This window comes from Blastochloris tepida, assembly GCF_003966715.1.
GTDB lineage: Bacteria > Pseudomonadota > Alphaproteobacteria > Rhizobiales > Xanthobacteraceae > Blastochloris > Blastochloris tepida.
In genome coordinates, this window is sequence record NZ_AP018907.1 from 2,701,293 (window position 1) to 2,718,334 (window position 17,042).

A 17,042-nucleotide genomic window follows, 5' to 3' on the forward strand; every position below is an offset into this window, starting at 1 on the left:
TCTCGGATCGAACGGATAAGGCTTAAGGTTGCCTCAATTGGTAAACGATCCTGCCGTTGCGGAATACCGCGCGCCCGTCGCAAAGCCGGACAAGCGGCCTGCCGGCGCAGCCGCGAGGGCCGCTGCGCAGCCCGCCGAGGCCCGGCGCTCTCCAGTCCCGGCGTCCGAGGCGCTCGGGCGGTTCGCCCTGGCGCCGGCCGAAGGACAGCCCTCCGATACGTTCCGCGACTGGCGCGCAGGCCTCGCACCGGTGTTCGACGTCGCCGCCACGCCCGCGGAGATCGCCGCCTTTGCCGGCGGTCTCGCGGCGTGGTCGTCTGGCCGTTTCGTGCTCACCACCTGCCGGGCCACCCGACTGCACCTCATCCGTTCGCCGGAGACCGTCGGCCGAAGCCCGGTCGATCATGTCGCGATCCGGCTGATCGCCGCCGGCAGCCTCCGTGGCTCCGCCGGCGCCAGCGACGTGGCCGCCGAGGCCGGCGACATCCTCTTCCTCGACCTGCTGCAGAGCCTGACGCTGCAGCTCGGCGCCCAGGACGCAACCGAGGACATCACGCTGTGGGTGCCCCGCGCCCGCTTCGTCGCTGCCCTGTCCGACGAGCACCTGCTGCATGGCCAGGCGCTCAGGGCCGGCACGCCCGCCGGCGCGGTGATCGGCGCCGCGCTCGCCGCGCTCGTCCGTCAGGCCGACGCCATGACCCGCGCGGAGATGGATGCGCTCGCCGCCGGCATCAGTGAGCTGACGGCGCGGGTGCTCGCGCCCGTGCTTGCGGCCGCCGGACCCGCCGGCGGCGCGGAGCCGCTCGCCTCGTTCCTCACCATCCGCCGTTACATCGACCGCAATCTGGCGGCGCCCACCCTCGATCCCGACGCGGTGGCCCGGGCTTTCGGCCTCTCGCGTGCCTCGCTCTACCGCCTGTTCGAGCCGATCGGCGGCGTCGCCTGCTATATCCGCAGGCAGAGGCTGAACCGCGCCTATCAGGAGATCACCGCGCCGAGCCTGCGCGAGCAGCGCATCGGCCCGATCGCCCATCGCTGGGGCTTCCGCAACCTCAGCGCCTTCAACCGGCTGTTCGCGCAGACGTTCGGCCTGACGCCCGGCGACGCGCGCGCCGCCGCCGGGCGCTGCCGCGAGGGCCTGCTCACCCTGGCGGACGAGCCCGCAGGCAAGGGCATCCTCGCCCAGTGGCTGGAGCAGACCGCGCGCGCCTGATTTCGCAGCCGGATTTCCGACCGCTGCCCGGTGCCGGACCTGGCGCGTCAAATTGCGCCGCCGGCCGTTCCCCGCCGGCATCGTTGAACTCGCCGCGCCGGGGCCGTATGCCTCGACAATGAACACCCTCGCCGAAGCCGCCACCTCGCTCGCTGCCAAGCCGCTGTTCGCCAAGCCGCTGTTCTCCTGGTCGCCGCACCGTCCGCTGCCGCGCAGGCCCGCGCCATTCCTGCCGATGAGCCGCGCCGAGATGACGGCGCTGGGCTGGGACGCCTGCGACGTGGTGCTGGTGACCGGCGATGCCTATGTCGACCACCCCAGCTTCGGCATGGCCATCATCGGCCGGCTCTTGGAGGCGCAGGGGTTCCGCGTCGGCATCATCGCCCAGCCCGACTGGCAGTCGGCCGAGCCGTTCAAGGCGCTGGGCAAGCCGCTGGTGATGTTCGGCGTCACCGCCGGCAACATGGATTCGATGGTCAACCGCTACACGGCCGACCGGAGGCTTCGCCACGACGACGCCTATACGCCCGGTGGCGAGGGCGGCCGGCGGCCGGACCGCTGCACCCTGGTTTACGCCCAGCGCTGCCGCGAGGCCTATCGCGACGTGCCGATCGTGCTCGGCGGCATCGAGGCCTCGCTGCGTCGCGTGGCGCATTACGACTACTGGTCCGACAAGGTGCGCCGCTCGGTGCTGGCCGACGCCAAGGCCGACATCCTGCTCTACGGCAATGCCGAGCGCGCGGTGGTGGAGGCGGCGCACCGGCTCGCTGCCGGTTCTTCGCCCGCCGACCTCGCCGACCTGCGCGGCGCCGCGCTGTTCCGCCGCGTGCCGGAGCATTACGCGGTGCTGCGCGCCGACGACCTCGACTCCGCGGACGAGGCCGCGGGGCGCTGCTCGGGCGAAGCGGTGATCCGGCTGCCGTCGCTGGCGCAGGTGGAAACCGACCGCGAGGCGTATGCGCGGGCCTCGCGCGTGCTGCACCGGGAGAGCAATCCCGGCAATGCGCGCGCACTGGTCCAGCGCCACGGCGACCGCGATCTGTGGCTCTCCCCGCCGCCGGTCCCGCTCACCACCGAGGAGATGGACGCGGTCTACGAGCTTCCCTACGCGCGGGCGCCGCACCCCGCCTATGACGGCGCCAAGATCCCCGCCTGGGACATGATCAAATTCTCGGTGACGATCATGCGCGGCTGCTTCGGCGGCTGCACCTTCTGCTCGATCACCGAGCACGAGGGCCGCATCATCCAGAGCCGCTCGGAAGGCTCGATCCTGCGCGAGATCGAGAGTATCCGCGACAGGACGGCGGGCTTCACCGGCGTGATCTCCGACATCGGCGGGCCGACCGCCAACATGTACCGGATGGCCTGCAAGGATAGCGAAATCCAGCGCGCGTGTCGCAAGCCGTCCTGCGTGTTCCCGGACATCTGCGACAATCTCGACACCTCGCACGAGGCGCTGATCGGGCTCTATCGCAAGGTGCGCAAGGTCAAGGGCGTCCGGAAGGTGATGGTCGCCTCGGGCGTGCGCTACGACCTCGCGGTCGAGAGCCCCGACTATATCCGCGAGTTGGTCGCCCACCATGTCGGTGGCTACCTCAAGATCGCGCCCGAGCACACCGAGCGCGGCCCGCTCAACAAGATGAGGAAGCCCGGGATTGCCGCCTATGACCGCTTCAAGGCGATGTTCGACGCCGCCGCGAAAGAGGCCGGCAAGCAGTATTATCTGATCCCCTACTTCATCGCGGCGCATCCCGGCACGTCCGACGAGGACATGATGAACCTCGCGCTGTGGCTCAAGAAGAACCGCTACCGCGCCGATCAGGTGCAGACGTTCCTGCCCTCGCCGATGGCCACCGCGACGGCCATGTTCCACACCGGCATCAACCCGCTCCATGCGGTGCGCCACGGCGCCTCCGAGCCGGTCGAGACCGCCACCGGGCTCCGCCAGCGCCGGCTGCACAAGGCCTTCCTGCGCTACCACGACCCCGAGAACTGGCCGATCCTGCGCGAGGCGCTGACGGCGATGGGCCGCGCCGACCTGATCGGCTCAGGCCCGGACCAGCTGGTGCCGGCCTTCCAGCCGCCCGGCACCGGCAAGGCTGCTGCAATGCCGCGCCCGGCGCGCGGCCCCGGCCGGACCCAGCGCTTCACCACCCGGGGGCTTTCCACGGACAGGTGACGGGAAATCCGGCCGGAAGGCCGTATCGGCCAGGGGATTCGCGAGAGAAATCAAGGACCTTTCAGAGGTTGGCTGGGGCGCCTGGATTCGAACCAGGGAATGGCGGAATCAAAATCCGCTGCCTTACCACTTGGCTACGCCCCAAGATTGGCCGGAAGCCCGGCCGCCGGTGCGGCGCCAGCGGCGCTGCCCGAAGCTGCCGACACATAGCGGCGGCTCCGGCAGGACGCAACGCCACAGCACGGCGCAGAGCGGCCAAACCCATCTCGCCGCTTGCGTCGCGCGCGCCACGGTGCCATGACGCGCCCGCCTTATCTGGGGGAGTTCTGATCATGGCGTTCGCACAGCGCGTGTTCTCGGGCATGCAGCCGACCGGCAACCTGCATCTCGGCAACTATCTCGGCGCGCTGGTCAATTGGGTGAAGATGCAGGACACCCACGACTGCGTCTATTGCGTCGTCGACATGCACGCCATCACCATGTGGCAGGATCCCGCCGCGCTGAAGAGCGCTATCCGCGAGGTCACCGCGGCCTATCTCGCCGCCGGGCTCGACCCCAAGAAGAGCATCGTGTTCAACCAGTCGAAGGTGCCCGAGCACGCCGAGCTTGCCTGGGTGTTCAACTGCGTGGCGCGCCTGGGCTGGCTCAACCGCATGACCCAGTTCAAGGAAAAGGCCGGCAAGGACCGCGAGAACGCGTCGGTCGGCCTCTACGCTTACCCTTGCCTGATGGCCGCCGACATCCTGCTCTACCGCGCCACCCACGTGCCGGTGGGCGAGGACCAGAAGCAGCACCTGGAGCTGACCCGCGACGTCGCCCAGAAGTTCAACAACGACTTCCGGCCGCAGATCGAGGCGGCGGGCTTCGCCGAGGGCTTCTTCCCGATGACCGAGCCGGTGATCCAGGGCCCGGCGACGCGGGTGATGAGCCTGCGCGACGGCTCCAAGAAGATGTCGAAGTCGGACGCCTCCGACTATGCCCGCATCAACCTGACCGACGATGCCGACGCCATCGCCCAGAAGGTGCGCAAGGCCAAGACCGACCCCGAGCCCCTGCCCTCCGAGCCCAAGGGGCTGGAAGGACGGCCGGAAGCCGAGAACCTGGTCGGCATCTATGCCGCGCTGTCCGAAAGGTCGGTCGAGGCGGTGCTGGCCGAGTTCGGCGGCGGCCAGTTCTCCACCTTCAAGAACGCGCTGGCCGATCTGGCCGTGACCAAGCTCGCGCCGCTCAATGCCGACATGCGCCGCCTGCTGGCCGACCCCGGCCATGTCGACAGCGTGCTGAAGGACGGCGCCGAGCGGGCGCGGGTGCTCGCCACCGAGACGATGAACCACGTCAAGGACATCGTCGGCCTGCTGCGCTGAGGTGGGTTGCAGCATCGGCCGGGCCGGAAGGGTTGTCGCCCCCCGCCCGGCCGTGCCAGCATCCGGCGGGATCGCGGCAGGGGGGTGCCGATGAGCCGCAAGCGGCGCGCCTATGAATCCGGCCACAAGCCGAAATTCCTGGTCATTGTCGACGACACGCCCGAGTGCGACCGCGCGGTGCGCTTCGCCGCGCGCCGCATCGCCCGCATCGGCGGGCGGCTGCTGATGCTGCGGGTGATCCAGACCGCCGACATGGACCAGCAATGGCTGGGGGTGGCCGACCTGATGCGGGCGGAGGCACACGAGGCCGCCGCCGCCACGCTGGAGCGCTTCGCTCGCGAGGTGCGCGCGCTCGCCGGCATCGAGCCGGAATGCGTGGTGCGCGAGGGCGAGAAGGCCTCCGAGATCATGTCGCTGATCGACGAGGACGAGGACATCGCCGTGCTGGTGCTGGCGGCCGGCACCGGCTCGGAGGGGCCGGGGCCGCTGGTCTCGACCCTGGCCGGCAAGGCATCGGGTACCTTCCCCATTCCGCTGGCCATCGTGCCCGGGCACCTCAGCGACGACGAGATCGACGCCCTGGCGTGATGGCTTGGGTGTCAGGGGCCGGCTTGACGGCGCTTGTCATTTTTCTTCTCCTGCCCACCTGCTAGAGCATTCCCCGCAAGAGCGGATACCGGTTTTGCGGAAGAGAATGCGAGAACTCAAGAACTTAGAGCAGACATCGGTGACCCGCCCGCCTTGACCGGGCTTTCCGGAGTACCCCCATGTTCATCCAGACCGAAGCCACCCCCAATCCGGCGACCCTCAAGTTCCTGCCCGGCCGGGCCGTGCTGGAGGACGGCACGCTCGACCTGCGCGATGCCGAGGCCGCGGCGCAATCGCCGCTGGCCGAGCGGCTGTTCGCCATTCCCGGCGTCGTCGGCGTGTTCTTCGGCGGCGACTTCATCTCGGTCACCAAGGCGGGGGGCGACTGGCAGCACCTGAAGCCGGCGATCCTCGGCGCGATCATGGAGCACTACATGTCCGGCAGCCCGCTGCTGCGGGACGAGGCCGGGGCCGACGCGGCCGACGACGAGTTCTTCGATGAGGCCGACAGCGAGACGGTCGAGATCATCAAGGAGCTGATCGAGACCCGCGTGCGGCCGGCGGTGGCCAATGACGGCGGCGACATCACCTTCCGCGGCTTCAAGGAAGGCGTCGTCTACCTGTCGATGCGCGGCGCCTGCTCGGGCTGCCCGTCGTCGACCGCCACGCTGCGCCACGGCATCGAGAACCTGCTGCGCCATTACGTGCCGGACGTCATGGAAGTCCGCCCGGTCTGACCGGCCGCCGCCCCCCTCCCCTGCGGGGTCCCCGGCTCCGGCGGAGCCGGGGTGTCATTTCCGCGCGCGTGCCGGCTTTTCTTCCGGGGCGATTCACCGCATGAAGGGCCGCGGAGGTTCAGGTTGCGCGTCCTCGCCCTCGATACGGCTCTCACTGCCTGCTCGGTCTGCCTGTTCGATGCAGCGGCGGACGAGATTCGTGCGGTCCAGAGCCTGCCGATGCACCGCGGCCATGCCGAGGCGCTGATCCCGCTGGTCGAGCGGGTGATGTGGGTGGCCGGCCTCGGCTTCGACGACATCGACCGCATCGTCACCACCGTCGGCCCGGGCAGCTTCACCGGCCTCCGGGTCGGCATCGCCGCGGCGCGCGGCTTCGCGCTGGCGCTCGGCCGGCCGGCGGTCGGCGTTACCACGCTGGCGGCGCTGTCGGCGCCGGTGATGGCCCAGGACGACCGGGTGCCGGTGGTGGCGGCCATCGATGCTAAGCACGGCAATGTCTTCATGCAGATCGCCGGCCCCGGCGGGCGGGCGATGATCTCGCCGCGGGTGTCGAGCCTCCGGGACGCCGTGCGGGTGGCGGCGATCGGCAAGGTGCGGCTGGTCGGCTCCGGCGCGCCGCTGCTCGCCGCGGCCTGGCCGGCGGTCGAACGGCCGCCGCTCCTGGTCGATCCGCGCGGGGCGCCCGATATCGCCTGGGTGGCCCGGCTCGGGGCCGCCGCCTCGCCCGACGCCCTGCCGCATCCGATCTATCTGCGCCCGCCCGATGCAAGGCCACAGGACGGCGCCCGAATCGCCCGCTGCTGATGCCCGTCTTCCCGGTCTTTCCGCCCGTTCCCCCGCCGCCGATGCGCCCGGCTCGGGCCGCCGATTCCGCCTCGCTGGCCGAGCTGCACGCCACCGGCTTCGATCGCGGCTGGAGCGAGGACGAGTTCGAGCGGCTCCTCACCGACCCCGCCAGCGTCGCCCATGTCGCGCTGGGGCCGGACGGGCCCGGCGACATCATCGGCGCCTTCCTGTCGCGGCGGGCGGAGACCGAGGCGGAGGTCCTCACCGTGGTCGTGCGCCCCGCCGAGCGCGGCTTCGGCGTCGGCCGGGCGCTGCTGGACCACCACCTTGCCGCGCTGGCGGCGAGCGGCGTGCGCGAGGTTTTCCTGGAGGTCGCCGAAGACAATGCCGTGGCCTGCCGGCTCTATGATGGTGCCGGCTTCGTTGAAGTCGGCCGCCGCAAGGCGTATTACGCCCGCCCGGGCGAGCCTGCGACCGCGCTTGTGCTGCGGCGGACCCTGGGATGACGCTGCGTCGTCTTGCGGTTCGCCGTGCAGGCCGCTCCACACGGGGTTGCGCGCGGCGTTCCGGCCCGACAAAGTGACTGCTCCCTGCGTTGCTGAACCGCAGGTCGGAACTCTGAGACAGTCGGCGAGCCGGCACAGCGCAGCCGGTGGATTGCGGCGAAGGGGACAGATTTCGTGATGATCTCCAAGACGAGCCTGATCGAGGCGCTGTGTGCCGCCAAGGGAATGCGGATGACCGAGCAGCGCCGGGTCATCGCCCGGGTGTTGGCCGAGGCCGAGGACCATCCGGACGTCGAGGAGCTGTACCGGCGCGCCTCCAAGGTGGACGAGCACATCTCGATCTCGACCGTCTACCGCACGGTCAAGCTGTTCGAGGATGCCGGAATCATCGAGCGCCACGATTTCCGCGACGGCCGCTCGCGCTACGAGCAGCGCACCGAGACCCACCACGACCACCTGATCAATCTGCGCACCGGCGACGTGATCGAGTTCCAGTCCGACGAAATCGAGTTGATTCAGCGCGAGATCGCCCGCAAGCTGGGCTATCGCCTTGTCGACCACCGGCTGGAGCTCTACTGCCTGCCGCTCGACGACAATACGAGTGACCCGTCGCGCACCGGCTCTTGATGCCCGTCATCCTTGTCATTCCGGCCCTCGTGCTGGTCACGCTGGTGCTGCTGCCGGTGCAGTGGGCGGCGGTGGGGCTGAAGCTGCCGATCCGGCGCATCGTGCCGCTGGCCTATCACCGGGCGGTGCTCAAGCTTCTCGGCATCCGGGTGTGGGTGAGCGGCGAGCCCGCCAGCGGCCGGCCGCTGCTGGTGGTCTCCAACCACGTCTCCTGGCTCGACATTCCGGTGCTGGGCTCGCTGTTCCCGCTGGTGTTCGTCGCCAAGCAGGAGATCGCCGGCTGGCCGGTGTTCGGCCTGCTCGCCAAGCTGCAGCGCTCGGTGTTCGTCGACCGCACGCGCCGGCTGAAGACCGGCGACGTCAATGCCGAGATCGCCGCCCGCATGGCCGAGGGCGAGCCGGTGGTGCTGTTCGGCGAGGGCACCTCGTCGGACGGCAACCGCGTGCTGCCGTTCCGCTCGGCGCTGGTCGGCGCAGCCCATGACGCGCTGGGCAGCGCCGACGACGGCAAGGTGACGATGCAGCCGGTGTCGATCGCCTATACCAAGCTCGACGGCCTGCCGATGGGGCGCTTCCTGCGCCCCCACGTCGCCTGGTACGGCGACATGGACATGCCGCCGCACCTGATGAACCTGCTGAAGCGCAGCACCATCGACGTGGTGGTGAGCTTCGGCCCGCCGGTGCCGTTCGACGGCAATTCCGGCCGCAAGGAGACCACCCGCTCGCTGGAATCGGCGGTGCGGGCGATGACCGCGGCTGCGCTGCTGGGACGGGACCTGCCGCATACCGCCGCCGTTCCCTTTTTGCCGGAAACCCGCTAAGAGACCGGCGTTACGCAAAGAGGTCCGTTCCCTGGCGCCCCGCGCGGGCGGCGGGATGTCGCCGGCGGCAGGTGCGGCGTTACCGGCCAGGATCTGCTATGGCCGCGTCCCGGTTTCACAGTCCCGTCGCATCCGGCCGCGACACTCGGAAAGATCGATTCGCGCAGACGATGACTGACGACCAACGGACTGACGCCCCTCGGACCGACGCCCCCCGCCCGTGCCCCGGCCCGGCCGCCGCGCCGCGCGGCGCCGCGTCGCCCCGGAAGCTCTACGTCAAGTCGTTCGGCTGCCAGATGAACGTCTATGACGCCGAGCGCATGATCGACACCCTGGCGCCGGAAGGGTTCATCAGCGTCGAGGTGGCCGAGGATGCCGACCTCGTGGTGCTCAACACCTGCCACATCCGCGAGAAGGCGGCCGAGAAGGTCTATTCGGAGCTCGGCCGGCTGCGGGTGCTGAAGGAGGCCGCCGCCGCCGAGGGCCGGAAGCTGATGGTCGCCGTCGCCGGCTGCGTCGCCCAGGCCGAGGGCGCCGACATGGTGCGCCGCGCTCCGGTGGTCGATCTCGTGGTCGGCCCGCAGAGCTATCACCGCCTGCCGGAGCTGGTGGCGCGCGCCGCCGACCGCCCCGGCCTCGTCGAGACCGCGCTCACGCCCGAGGACAAGTTCGACCGCCTCGCCCCGCCCTCGCCGGCGGCGATCGCCGGCCGGGGGACCGCGGCCTTCGTCACCATCCAGGAGGGCTGCTCGCGCTTCTGCACCTTCTGCGTGGTGCCGGGCACCCGCGGCGGCGAGGTCTCCCGCCCGGTCGCGGCGGTCCTTGCCGACGTGACGCGGCTCGCCAATGCCGGGGTGCGCGAGATCACCGTGCTCGGCCAGAACGTCAACGCCTATCGCGGCGAAGGGCCGGACGGGGCGCCGTGGAAGCTGCCGCGCCTGCTCGCGCGCCTCGCCGAGGTTCCGGGCATCGCCCGGCTGCGCTATGCGACCAGCCATCCGCGGGCGATGAGCGACGAGCTGATCGCCGCCCACCGCGACCTGCCGCAGCTCATGCCCTATCTGCACCTGCCGGTGCAGTCGGGCTCGGACCGCATCCTCGCGGCGATGAACCGCCGCCACGGCCGCGACCTCTATTTCGAGCGCATCGACCGGGTGCGGGCGGCGCGGCCGGACATCGCCATCTCGTCGGACTTCATCGTCGGCTTTCCCGGCGAAACCGACGCGGAATTCGCCGACACCATGGACCTCGTGCGCCGCGTCGGCTTCGCCAGCGCCTATTCGTTCAAGTATTCGCCCCGGCCCGGCACGCCGGCCGCGGCGATGGAAGCCCAGGTGCCGGACGCGGTGAAGTCCGAGCGCCTCACCGCGCTGCAGGCGCTGCTGGAAGCGCAGCAGCGCGCCTTCAACGCGGCGAGCGTCGGCCGCACGGTTGAGGTGCTGTTCGAGAAGCCGGGCCGACTGCCCGGCCAGATCGTCGGCAAGTCGCCGCACCTGCAGGCGGTGCATGTGCAGGCCGGACCCGAGATGCTCGGCCGCATCGTGCCGGTGCGGCTGGTCGCGGTCGGCAGCCACACGCTGTTCGGCGAGCTTGAGGACGCGGCCGCACGTCCGATCGCGGTCTAAAGGGGTTCGAGGGTGGGTGCAGAGCGGACGAGCCGCCGCGGACAGGCCGGAGCCGGCATCGGCTCGCTGGAGGGCGCCCATCTCGTGCTGGAGTTCGACGACAACCGGCTGGCGAACGCGCTGTTCGGCGAATACGGGCGCAATCTGGCGCTGATCGAACGGCGGCTCGGCGTCACCGCCGACAGCCACGGCAACCATGTCGCCATCGCCGGGCCGCAGGAATCCTGCGAGCAGACCCGAAGGGTGCTCGATTCCCTCTACGAGCTCTTGCGCACCGGCCATGATCTCACCCAGGGCGACGTCGAGGGCGCGATACGCCTCGTCACCGCCCAGGGGTCGCTGTTCGAAGACGAGGCGGCGGGCCGGCTGGCCTCGGCCGAGATCCGGCTGCGCAAGCGCGTGGTGCGCGCCCGCACGCCGGTGCAGGACGCCTATATTCGCGCGCTCAAGCGCTCGACCCTGGTGTTCGCCACCGGTCCGGCCGGCACCGGCAAGACGTGGCTCGCCGTGGCGCACGCGGTGCACCTGTTCGAGCGGCGCGAGGTCGATCGCATCATTCTGTCGCGCCCGGCGGTCGAGGCCGGCGAGCGGCTCGGCTTTCTGCCCGGCGATTTGCGCGAGAAAGTTGATCCATACCTACGCCCGGTCTATGACGCGCTCTACGACCTGATGGAGCGCGGCATGGTCGAGCGCGCGCTGCAGTCGGGCGAGATCGAGATCGCGCCGCTCGCCTTCATGCGCGGCCGCACTTTGGCCAATGCCGTGGCGATCCTGGACGAGGCGCAGAACTGCACGCCGATGCAGATGAAGATGTTTCTCACCCGGCTCGGCGAGAACTCGAAGATGATCGTCACCGGCGATCCCTCGCAGATCGATCTGCCGGACGGCCAGTCCTCCGGCCTCGTCGAGGCGGTCGATCTGCTGGGCGACGTCGATGGCATCTCGCAGGTGGCGTTCAGCGCCGCCGACGTGGTGCGCCACGAGCTGGTGGCGCGCATCGTCGCCGCCTATGACGCCCGCGACGCCAAGCGGACGCGCAAGGGAGGCGGACGGTGAACGCGCCGGCCCGACGGACCCGGCCCGGCCCGGCCCGGCTGGATGAGGCCCGGCTCGAGACCGAACTCTCGCTCGAAAGCCCGCTGTGGGCGGCGGTGCCCGGCGTCGAGGCCGGGGTGTGCGCCGCGGCCGAGGCGGCGTTCGCCGCCATGCCCGACCGGCCGGCGCTGGCCGAGGTCAGCATCGCGCTGGTCGACGATGCCGCGATCCGCGACCTCAACCGCGCATGGCGCGGCAAGGACCAGCCGACCAACGTGCTGTCGTTCCCGGCGCCGCCGGTCGCCATCCCCGGAGCGCCGGTGCTGCTCGGCGACATTGCGGTGGCGTTCGAGACCACGGCGGCGGAGGCCGCCGCCGAAGGCAAGACGATCGCCGACCATCTCGCCCACCTCGTCGTCCACGGCATGCTGCACCTGTTCGGCCACGACCATATCGAGGCCGGCGAGGCGGAGCAGATGGAGACGATCGAGCGTGATATTCTCGCAACCCTCGGTATCGCCGATCCCTATGCCGGCCGCGATATCGACTGACCAAGCCATGCCAGACACCACCGAGACCCGAAGTCCCCAGCCCTCGCTGACGCCGCCGCCCGAGACGGCCGCGGGGGAAAGCCTGTTCGAGCGCCTGCGCACCCTGCTCGGACTCAAGGCGCCCGCCTCCTCGCTGCGCGACGACCTGGAGGAGGTGCTCGAAGAGGGGGCCCCCTCCTCCACCGACTTCACTCCCGAAGAGCGGCGGATGCTCCGCAACATCCTCGGGCTGCGCACGCTCCGGGTCGGCGACGTGATGGTGCCGCGCGCCGATATCGTCGCGGTGCCCAAGGACATTCCGCTCGGCGAACTGCTGCAGGTTTTCGCCAATGCCGTCCATTCGCGGCTGGTGGTCTATGGCGAGTCGCTCGACGACCCGGTGGGGATGGTCCACATCCGCGACCTCGTCGCCTATCTCACCAACCGCGCCTGCCCGCAGGACACCGAGGCGGCCGGCGACGAGGGGGGCGAGGCATCCATGCACGGGCTTCGGCGCGCCGGCTACGACATCTCGGCGCTCGACCTCTCCGAGCCGCTGGCCGAGACCGGGCTGCTGCGCCACCTGCTGTTCGTGCCGCCGTCGATGCCGGCGATCGACCTTCTGGTGAAGATGCAGGCGACGCGCGTCCATCTCGCGCTGGTGATCGACGAATATGGCGGCAGCGACGGTCTGGTTTCGATCGAGGACATGGTCGAGCAGGTGGTCGGCGACATCGAAGACGAGCACGACGACGAAACCGGGCCGAGCATCGTGCGCGAGCCCGACGGCAGCTGGATCGCCGATGCCCGCGTCGGCCTCGACGAGGTGGGCGAGACCTTCGGCGAGGCGTTCGCCGAGATGGAGGGCGCCGAGGAGGTCGAGACGCTGGGCGGCCTGCTGGTGACGCTGGCCGGGCGCGTGCCGGTGCGCGGCGAGATCCTGCCCGGGCCGGCCGGCTACGAGTTCGAGGTGCTGGACGCCGATCCGCGCCGCGTCAAGCGGCTCAAGATCGTGCCGGTCGGCGACGGCGAGCCGGCGCAGCGCCGGCAGGGCCCGCCGGCCGATCCGCCCCAGCCGGACGCCCCCGGCGCCGGCCCGGCCGACCCCGACAGGGTGCTGCACGCGTGATCGCCGCCCCGCTCGCCCATCGCTTCACGCTGGCCTGGGGCCGCTCGCGGGTGCTGTCGGCGCTCGCGGCCGGCGCCGCCTCGGCGCTGGCGATGGCGCCGACCGGGGCGCTGGCGTGGCCGGTGATCTTCCTCACCTTTCCGGTGCTGGTGTGGCTGATCGACGGAGCCGGCACCGGCGGCCGGCGCGGCCTCTTGACCGCTGCCGTGATCGGCTGGTGGTTCGGCTTCGGCTATTTCCTGGCCGGGCTGTGGTGGATCGGGGTCGCCTTCCTGGTCGATGCCGACAAGTTCGCCTGGCTGATGCCGGTGGCGGTGGCGGGACTGCCGGCCGGGCTCGCGCTGTTCACGGCAGCCGGCACCGCGCTCGCCCGGGCGCTGTGGGTGCCGGGACCGGCCCGCGTGCTGGCGCTGGCGGTCGGCCTCACCGCCGCCGAATGGCTGCGCGGCCATGTGCTGACCGGCCTGCCGTGGAACAGCTTCGGTTACGCGCTGGCTTCCGACCTCCGGCTCGCCCAGACCGCCTCGCTCGGCGGGCTGTGGAGCCTGACCTTCCTGGCGGTGGCGCTGGGCGCGCTGCCGGCGGTGCTGGCCGATGCGCCGCGCGACACCCGCCACCCCTGGCGCTGGGTCGGCCTCGGCGCCCTGGTGCTGGCGGCGATGTTCGCCTTCGGCGCGGTGCGGCTGGCCAGCACCCCGGTCGGCACCGTCGAGGGAGTGCGGCTGCGGCTGATGCAGCCCAACCTGCCGCAGGACCTGAAATTCCGCTACGCCGCCAAGGATGAGGTGGTGGCGCACTATCTCAAGCTCAGCGACCTCGCCGCGAACCCGCCCACGGGCGCGCCGGTCACCCACCTGATCTGGCCGGAATCGGCCTTCCCGTTCTTCCTCAGCCGCGAGCCGGCGGTGCTGGCCAAGATCGCCGACCACCTGCGCCCCGGCACCGTGCTGATCACCGGCGCGGCGCGCGCCGAGGAGCGGCCGGACAAGGGGCCGCACCGCTACGACGTCTACAATTCGGTGCAGATCGTCGACTCGGACGGCGCCATCGTCACCACCGCCGACAAGGTGCACCTCGTGCCGTTCGGCGAGTACCTGCCGTTCCAGGCGACCCTCGAATCACTTGGCCTGGAGCAGCTGACCCGGGTGCAGGGCGGGTTCTCGGCCGGCACGCGCCGCCGCGCGCTGGAGGTGCCGGGGGCGCCGCCGACCTTGCCGCTGATCTGCTTCGAGATCGTCTTTCCGGGGGCGGCGGCCGCAGACCTGCCGCAAGATTTCCCGCGGCCGGGCTGGATGTTGAACCTGACCAATGACGGGTGGTTTGGAGATACCAGCGGACCGCACCAGCATCTGGCCCAGGCGCGGTTGCGCGCCATCGAGGAAGGTATGCCCGTGGTGCGGGCTGCCAATACCGGAATCTCAGGGGTGATCGACCCGCTCGGCCGTATGCAGGTGCAACTCGGTCTCGGTCGCGAGGGCATCGTCGATGCCGACCTGCCCCGTCCGCTTCCCCCACCCCTTTACGCACGGCTGGCCGATGCGGTCCCCTTCACCCTGTGGTTTGCAGCCCTGGGGATTGTAATTCTCTCCCGCCGCGTGCGCGAGCCCGCCAGTACAGCGAAGCTGTAGCGCAGACGATGTTGACCTTGCGACAAGTTGTTCACACTATGCGACTTCTGCCGCGCCGGGCCGTTCCCGCTGCGTTTCGCCTGCCTCGGATTGCGCCTGCGAGTGCCTTGTTTGTGATCGCATTCTCACTTCTTGGGGTTGATCTATTTTCGATTGTGACACAATGACCGTGATCAGACTCGACCGCACGTGGTTGGTTCCGGCGGTCCAAGGAGAAGAACACGAATCATGTCTGCAAAGTCACCGAATCCCGTTGATAAGCACGTTGGCGCCCGGGTGCGGATGCGCCGTATGATGATTGGGATGAGCCAGGAACGTCTGGGGGATTCCCTGGGCATCACATTCCAGCAGGTCCAGAAATACGAGAAGGGTACGAACCGGGTCGGCGCCAGCCGCCTCCAGCAGATCGCCAAGACGCTGGGCGTGCCGGTCTCCTTCTTCTTCGAAGGCGCGCCTGATCTGGACGGCACCGACGTCAGCTTCAACGATGCCGCCTCGCCGCCTTACGTTTCGGAATTTCTATCTACGGCCGAGGGCCTGTCGCTGACCCGCGCCTTCACCCGCATCCGCGACGCCCGCGTGCGCCGGCGCATCGTCGAACTGGTCGAGACGCTGGCCGAGATGCCGGCCGCGACGCCGAACTGACGGCGGCTCTACGTTGTCCGGGCGCGGCGCTGCGAAGGTCGCGCCCCCGGCCGGGTTCCGGTTCCGCGCGAACGGCCCGGCTGCATGACGAAGGATCCGGAGGGCCGCCTCATGGCCCCGGATCCCGGCCCCTCCCCCCTCCGGCTCTCCCGACACGGCCTCGATCGAGCCCGCGCCTGCCAGCGGCAAGCGGTCCGCCCCCGTTCAATCCGCCGGACGTTGGGCGAGACGCGCATTCCCCGCAACCCTGTTCTCGCATTTGCGAAACGCCCCTTCGCCGGGCGTTCGATAATCCGAACGGAACGTCCGGCCACTCTTGACCGCGGCGGAGCACGCTGCGAGAAACACGCGCGCGCACGTTCCCCGGTGTGGCGCACATCGTTTCAGCTCGGCCGGCCCGGTTGGGCCCGCGCAGCGCCGGAGTGCTTGCCGTGTCCCGCAACAGCTATCTGTTCACCAGCGAATCCGTCTCCGAGGGTCATCCGGACAAGGTCTGCGACCGCATCTCGGACGAGGTGGTCGACGCCTTCTTCCGCCTCGGCCCCACCTATGGCTGGAATCCCAGCCATCTGCGGGTGGCCGCCGAGACGCTCGCCACCACCAATCGCGTGGTCATCGCCGGCGAGACCCGCGGACCGGCCGACATCACCCACGACCTGATCGCCCACATCGCCCGGATGGCCATCAAGGACATCGGCTACGAGCAGTCCGGCTTCCACTGGGAGACCGCGGACATCGAGGTGCTGCTGCACTCGCAGTCGAGCGACATCGCCCAGGGCGTCGACGCCGAGGGCAACAAGGATGAGGGCGCGGGCGACCAGGGCATCATGTTCGGCTATGCCTGCCGCGAGACGCCCGAGTTGATGCCGGCGCCGATCTACTATGCCCACCGCATCCTCAAGCTGATGAGCGAGGCGCGCCGCTCGGGCGAGGCCAGCGTGCTCGGCCCCGACGCCAAGAGCCAGGTCACCGTCCGCTACGAGAACGGCAAGCCGGTCGAGGCCACCGAGATCGTGGTCTCCACCCAGCACCTCGACGCCTCGCTGTCGTCGAGCGACATCAAGGCGATCGTCAAGCCGTACGTGCTGAAGGCGTTGCCCGAGGGCTGGATCTCGAATTCGACGATCTGGCACGTCAACCCGACCGGCAAGTTCGTGATCGGCGGGCCGGACGGCGACTGCGGCCTCACCGGCCGCAAGATCATCGTCGACACCTATGGCGGCGCGGCGCCGCACGGCGGCGGTGCGTTCTCCGGCAAGGACCCGACCAAGGTCGACCGCTCGGCTGCCTATGCCGCGCGCTACCTCGCCAAGAACGTGGTGGCCGCCGGCATCGCCGAGCGCTGCACCATTCAGCTCTCCTACGCCATCGGCGTGTCGCGGCCGCTGTCGCTCTATGTCGACCTGCACGGCACCGGCAATGCCTCGGAGAGCGTGGTGGAGAAGGTGCTGGGCGACGTGATGGACCTGTCGCCGCGCGGCATCCGCACCCATCTGCAGCTCAACCGGCCGATCTACGCCCGCACCTCGTCCTACGGCCATTTCGGCCGGGCGCCGGAGGAGGATGGCGGCTTCGCGTGGGAGCGGACCGACCTCGCCGACACGCTGCGCCGCGCCGTTGCCTGACCGG

16 protein-coding genes and 1 tRNA gene are annotated in these 17,042 nt (G+C 70.3%); 16 read left to right on the plus strand and 1 reads right to left on the minus strand.

Going from position 1 to position 17,042, the window contains the following annotated elements:
• Positions 1-37 precede the first annotated feature (37 nt).
• The gene (locus BLTE_RS12290; protein WP_126400987.1) at positions 38-1,213 is read left to right on the plus strand and encodes a helix-turn-helix domain-containing protein; all 1,176 of its coding nucleotides are present in this window, start codon (positions 38-40) and stop codon (positions 1,211-1,213) included.
• Between the two features lie 235 nt (positions 1,214-1,448).
• Positions 1,449-3,392: a YgiQ family radical SAM protein gene (locus tag BLTE_RS12295; protein ID WP_244600228.1), complete on the plus strand. Its 1,944-nt coding sequence runs from the start codon at positions 1,449-1,451 to the stop codon at positions 3,390-3,392.
• A gap of 69 nt (positions 3,393-3,461) precedes the next feature.
• Here BLTE_RS12295 and BLTE_RS12300 read toward each other — a convergent pair.
• Positions 3,462-3,536 (minus strand) — tRNA-Gln (locus tag BLTE_RS12300).
• A gap of 188 nt (positions 3,537-3,724) precedes the next feature.
• On the opposite strand from BLTE_RS12300, the gene trpS reads away from it, so the two are divergent.
• From trpS to metK, 14 genes are all read left to right on the plus strand, one after another.
• Positions 3,725-4,756 (plus strand): tryptophan--tRNA ligase, encoded by a 1,032-nt coding sequence (trpS, locus tag BLTE_RS12305; RefSeq protein ID WP_126400989.1) that lies wholly within the window; start codon positions 3,725-3,727, stop codon positions 4,754-4,756.
• Between the two features lie 90 nt (positions 4,757-4,846).
• Positions 4,847-5,344: a universal stress protein gene (locus tag BLTE_RS12310; RefSeq protein ID WP_126400990.1), complete on the plus strand. Its 498-nt coding sequence runs from the start codon at positions 4,847-4,849 to the stop codon at positions 5,342-5,344.
• A 179-nt stretch (positions 5,345-5,523) separates the two neighbouring features.
• Complete coding sequence (locus tag BLTE_RS12315; RefSeq protein ID WP_126400991.1) at positions 5,524-6,081, plus strand: NifU family protein; 558 nt, start codon at positions 5,524-5,526, stop codon at positions 6,079-6,081.
• Between the two features lie 123 nt (positions 6,082-6,204).
• Positions 6,205-6,885, plus strand: a complete 681-nt coding sequence (gene tsaB / locus BLTE_RS12320) for a tRNA (adenosine(37)-N6)-threonylcarbamoyltransferase complex dimerization subunit type 1 TsaB (RefSeq protein ID WP_126400992.1) — start codon at positions 6,205-6,207, stop codon at positions 6,883-6,885.
• A complete protein-coding gene (locus BLTE_RS12325; RefSeq protein WP_244599981.1) occupies positions 6,885-7,373 on the plus strand; it encodes a GNAT family N-acetyltransferase in 489 nt (162 codons plus the stop codon). Before tsaB ends, BLTE_RS12325 begins: the two co-directional genes overlap by 1 nt.
• A 177-nt stretch (positions 7,374-7,550) precedes the next feature.
• Positions 7,551-8,000 carry a Fur family transcriptional regulator gene (locus tag BLTE_RS12330; RefSeq protein ID WP_126400993.1) on the plus strand — a complete coding sequence of 150 codons (450 nt, stop codon included), beginning with the start codon at positions 7,551-7,553 and terminating at the stop codon, positions 7,998-8,000.
• Positions 8,000-8,821, plus strand: a complete 822-nt coding sequence (olsA, locus tag BLTE_RS12335) for a lyso-ornithine lipid O-acyltransferase (RefSeq protein WP_126400994.1) — start codon at positions 8,000-8,002, stop codon at positions 8,819-8,821. Before BLTE_RS12330 ends, olsA begins: the two co-directional genes overlap by 1 nt.
• A gap of 296 nt (positions 8,822-9,117) precedes the next feature.
• On the plus strand, positions 9,118-10,446 hold the full coding sequence (gene miaB / locus BLTE_RS12340; RefSeq protein WP_244600229.1) for a tRNA (N6-isopentenyl adenosine(37)-C2)-methylthiotransferase MiaB: 1,329 nt from the start codon (positions 9,118-9,120) through the stop codon (positions 10,444-10,446).
• Between the two features lie 57 nt (positions 10,447-10,503).
• Positions 10,504-11,502 carry a PhoH family protein gene (locus BLTE_RS12345; RefSeq protein ID WP_244600230.1) on the plus strand — a complete coding sequence of 333 codons (999 nt, stop codon included), beginning with the start codon at positions 10,504-10,506 and terminating at the stop codon, positions 11,500-11,502.
• Positions 11,499-12,032, plus strand: coding sequence for an rRNA maturation RNase YbeY (ybeY, locus tag BLTE_RS12350; protein ID WP_244599982.1), 534 nt, complete (start codon positions 11,499-11,501; stop codon positions 12,030-12,032). Before BLTE_RS12345 ends, ybeY begins: the two co-directional genes overlap by 4 nt.
• 7 nt (positions 12,033-12,039) lie before the next feature.
• Positions 12,040-13,140 carry a hemolysin family protein gene (locus BLTE_RS12355; protein WP_244599983.1) on the plus strand — a complete coding sequence of 367 codons (1,101 nt, stop codon included), beginning with the start codon at positions 12,040-12,042 and terminating at the stop codon, positions 13,138-13,140.
• Entirely contained in the window at positions 13,137-14,768 is a 1,632-nt protein-coding gene (lnt, locus tag BLTE_RS12360; protein WP_126400998.1) for an apolipoprotein N-acyltransferase, read from the plus strand. Before BLTE_RS12355 ends, lnt begins: the two co-directional genes overlap by 4 nt.
• Before the next feature lie 228 nt (positions 14,769-14,996).
• Positions 14,997-15,413 (plus strand): helix-turn-helix domain-containing protein, encoded by a 417-nt coding sequence (locus tag BLTE_RS12365; RefSeq protein WP_126402190.1) that lies wholly within the window; start codon positions 14,997-14,999, stop codon positions 15,411-15,413.
• Positions 15,414-15,844: 431 nt separating this feature from the next.
• Positions 15,845-17,038, plus strand: coding sequence for a methionine adenosyltransferase (metK, locus tag BLTE_RS12370; RefSeq protein ID WP_126400999.1), 1,194 nt, complete (start codon positions 15,845-15,847; stop codon positions 17,036-17,038).
• Positions 17,039-17,042: the final 4 nt, after the last annotated feature.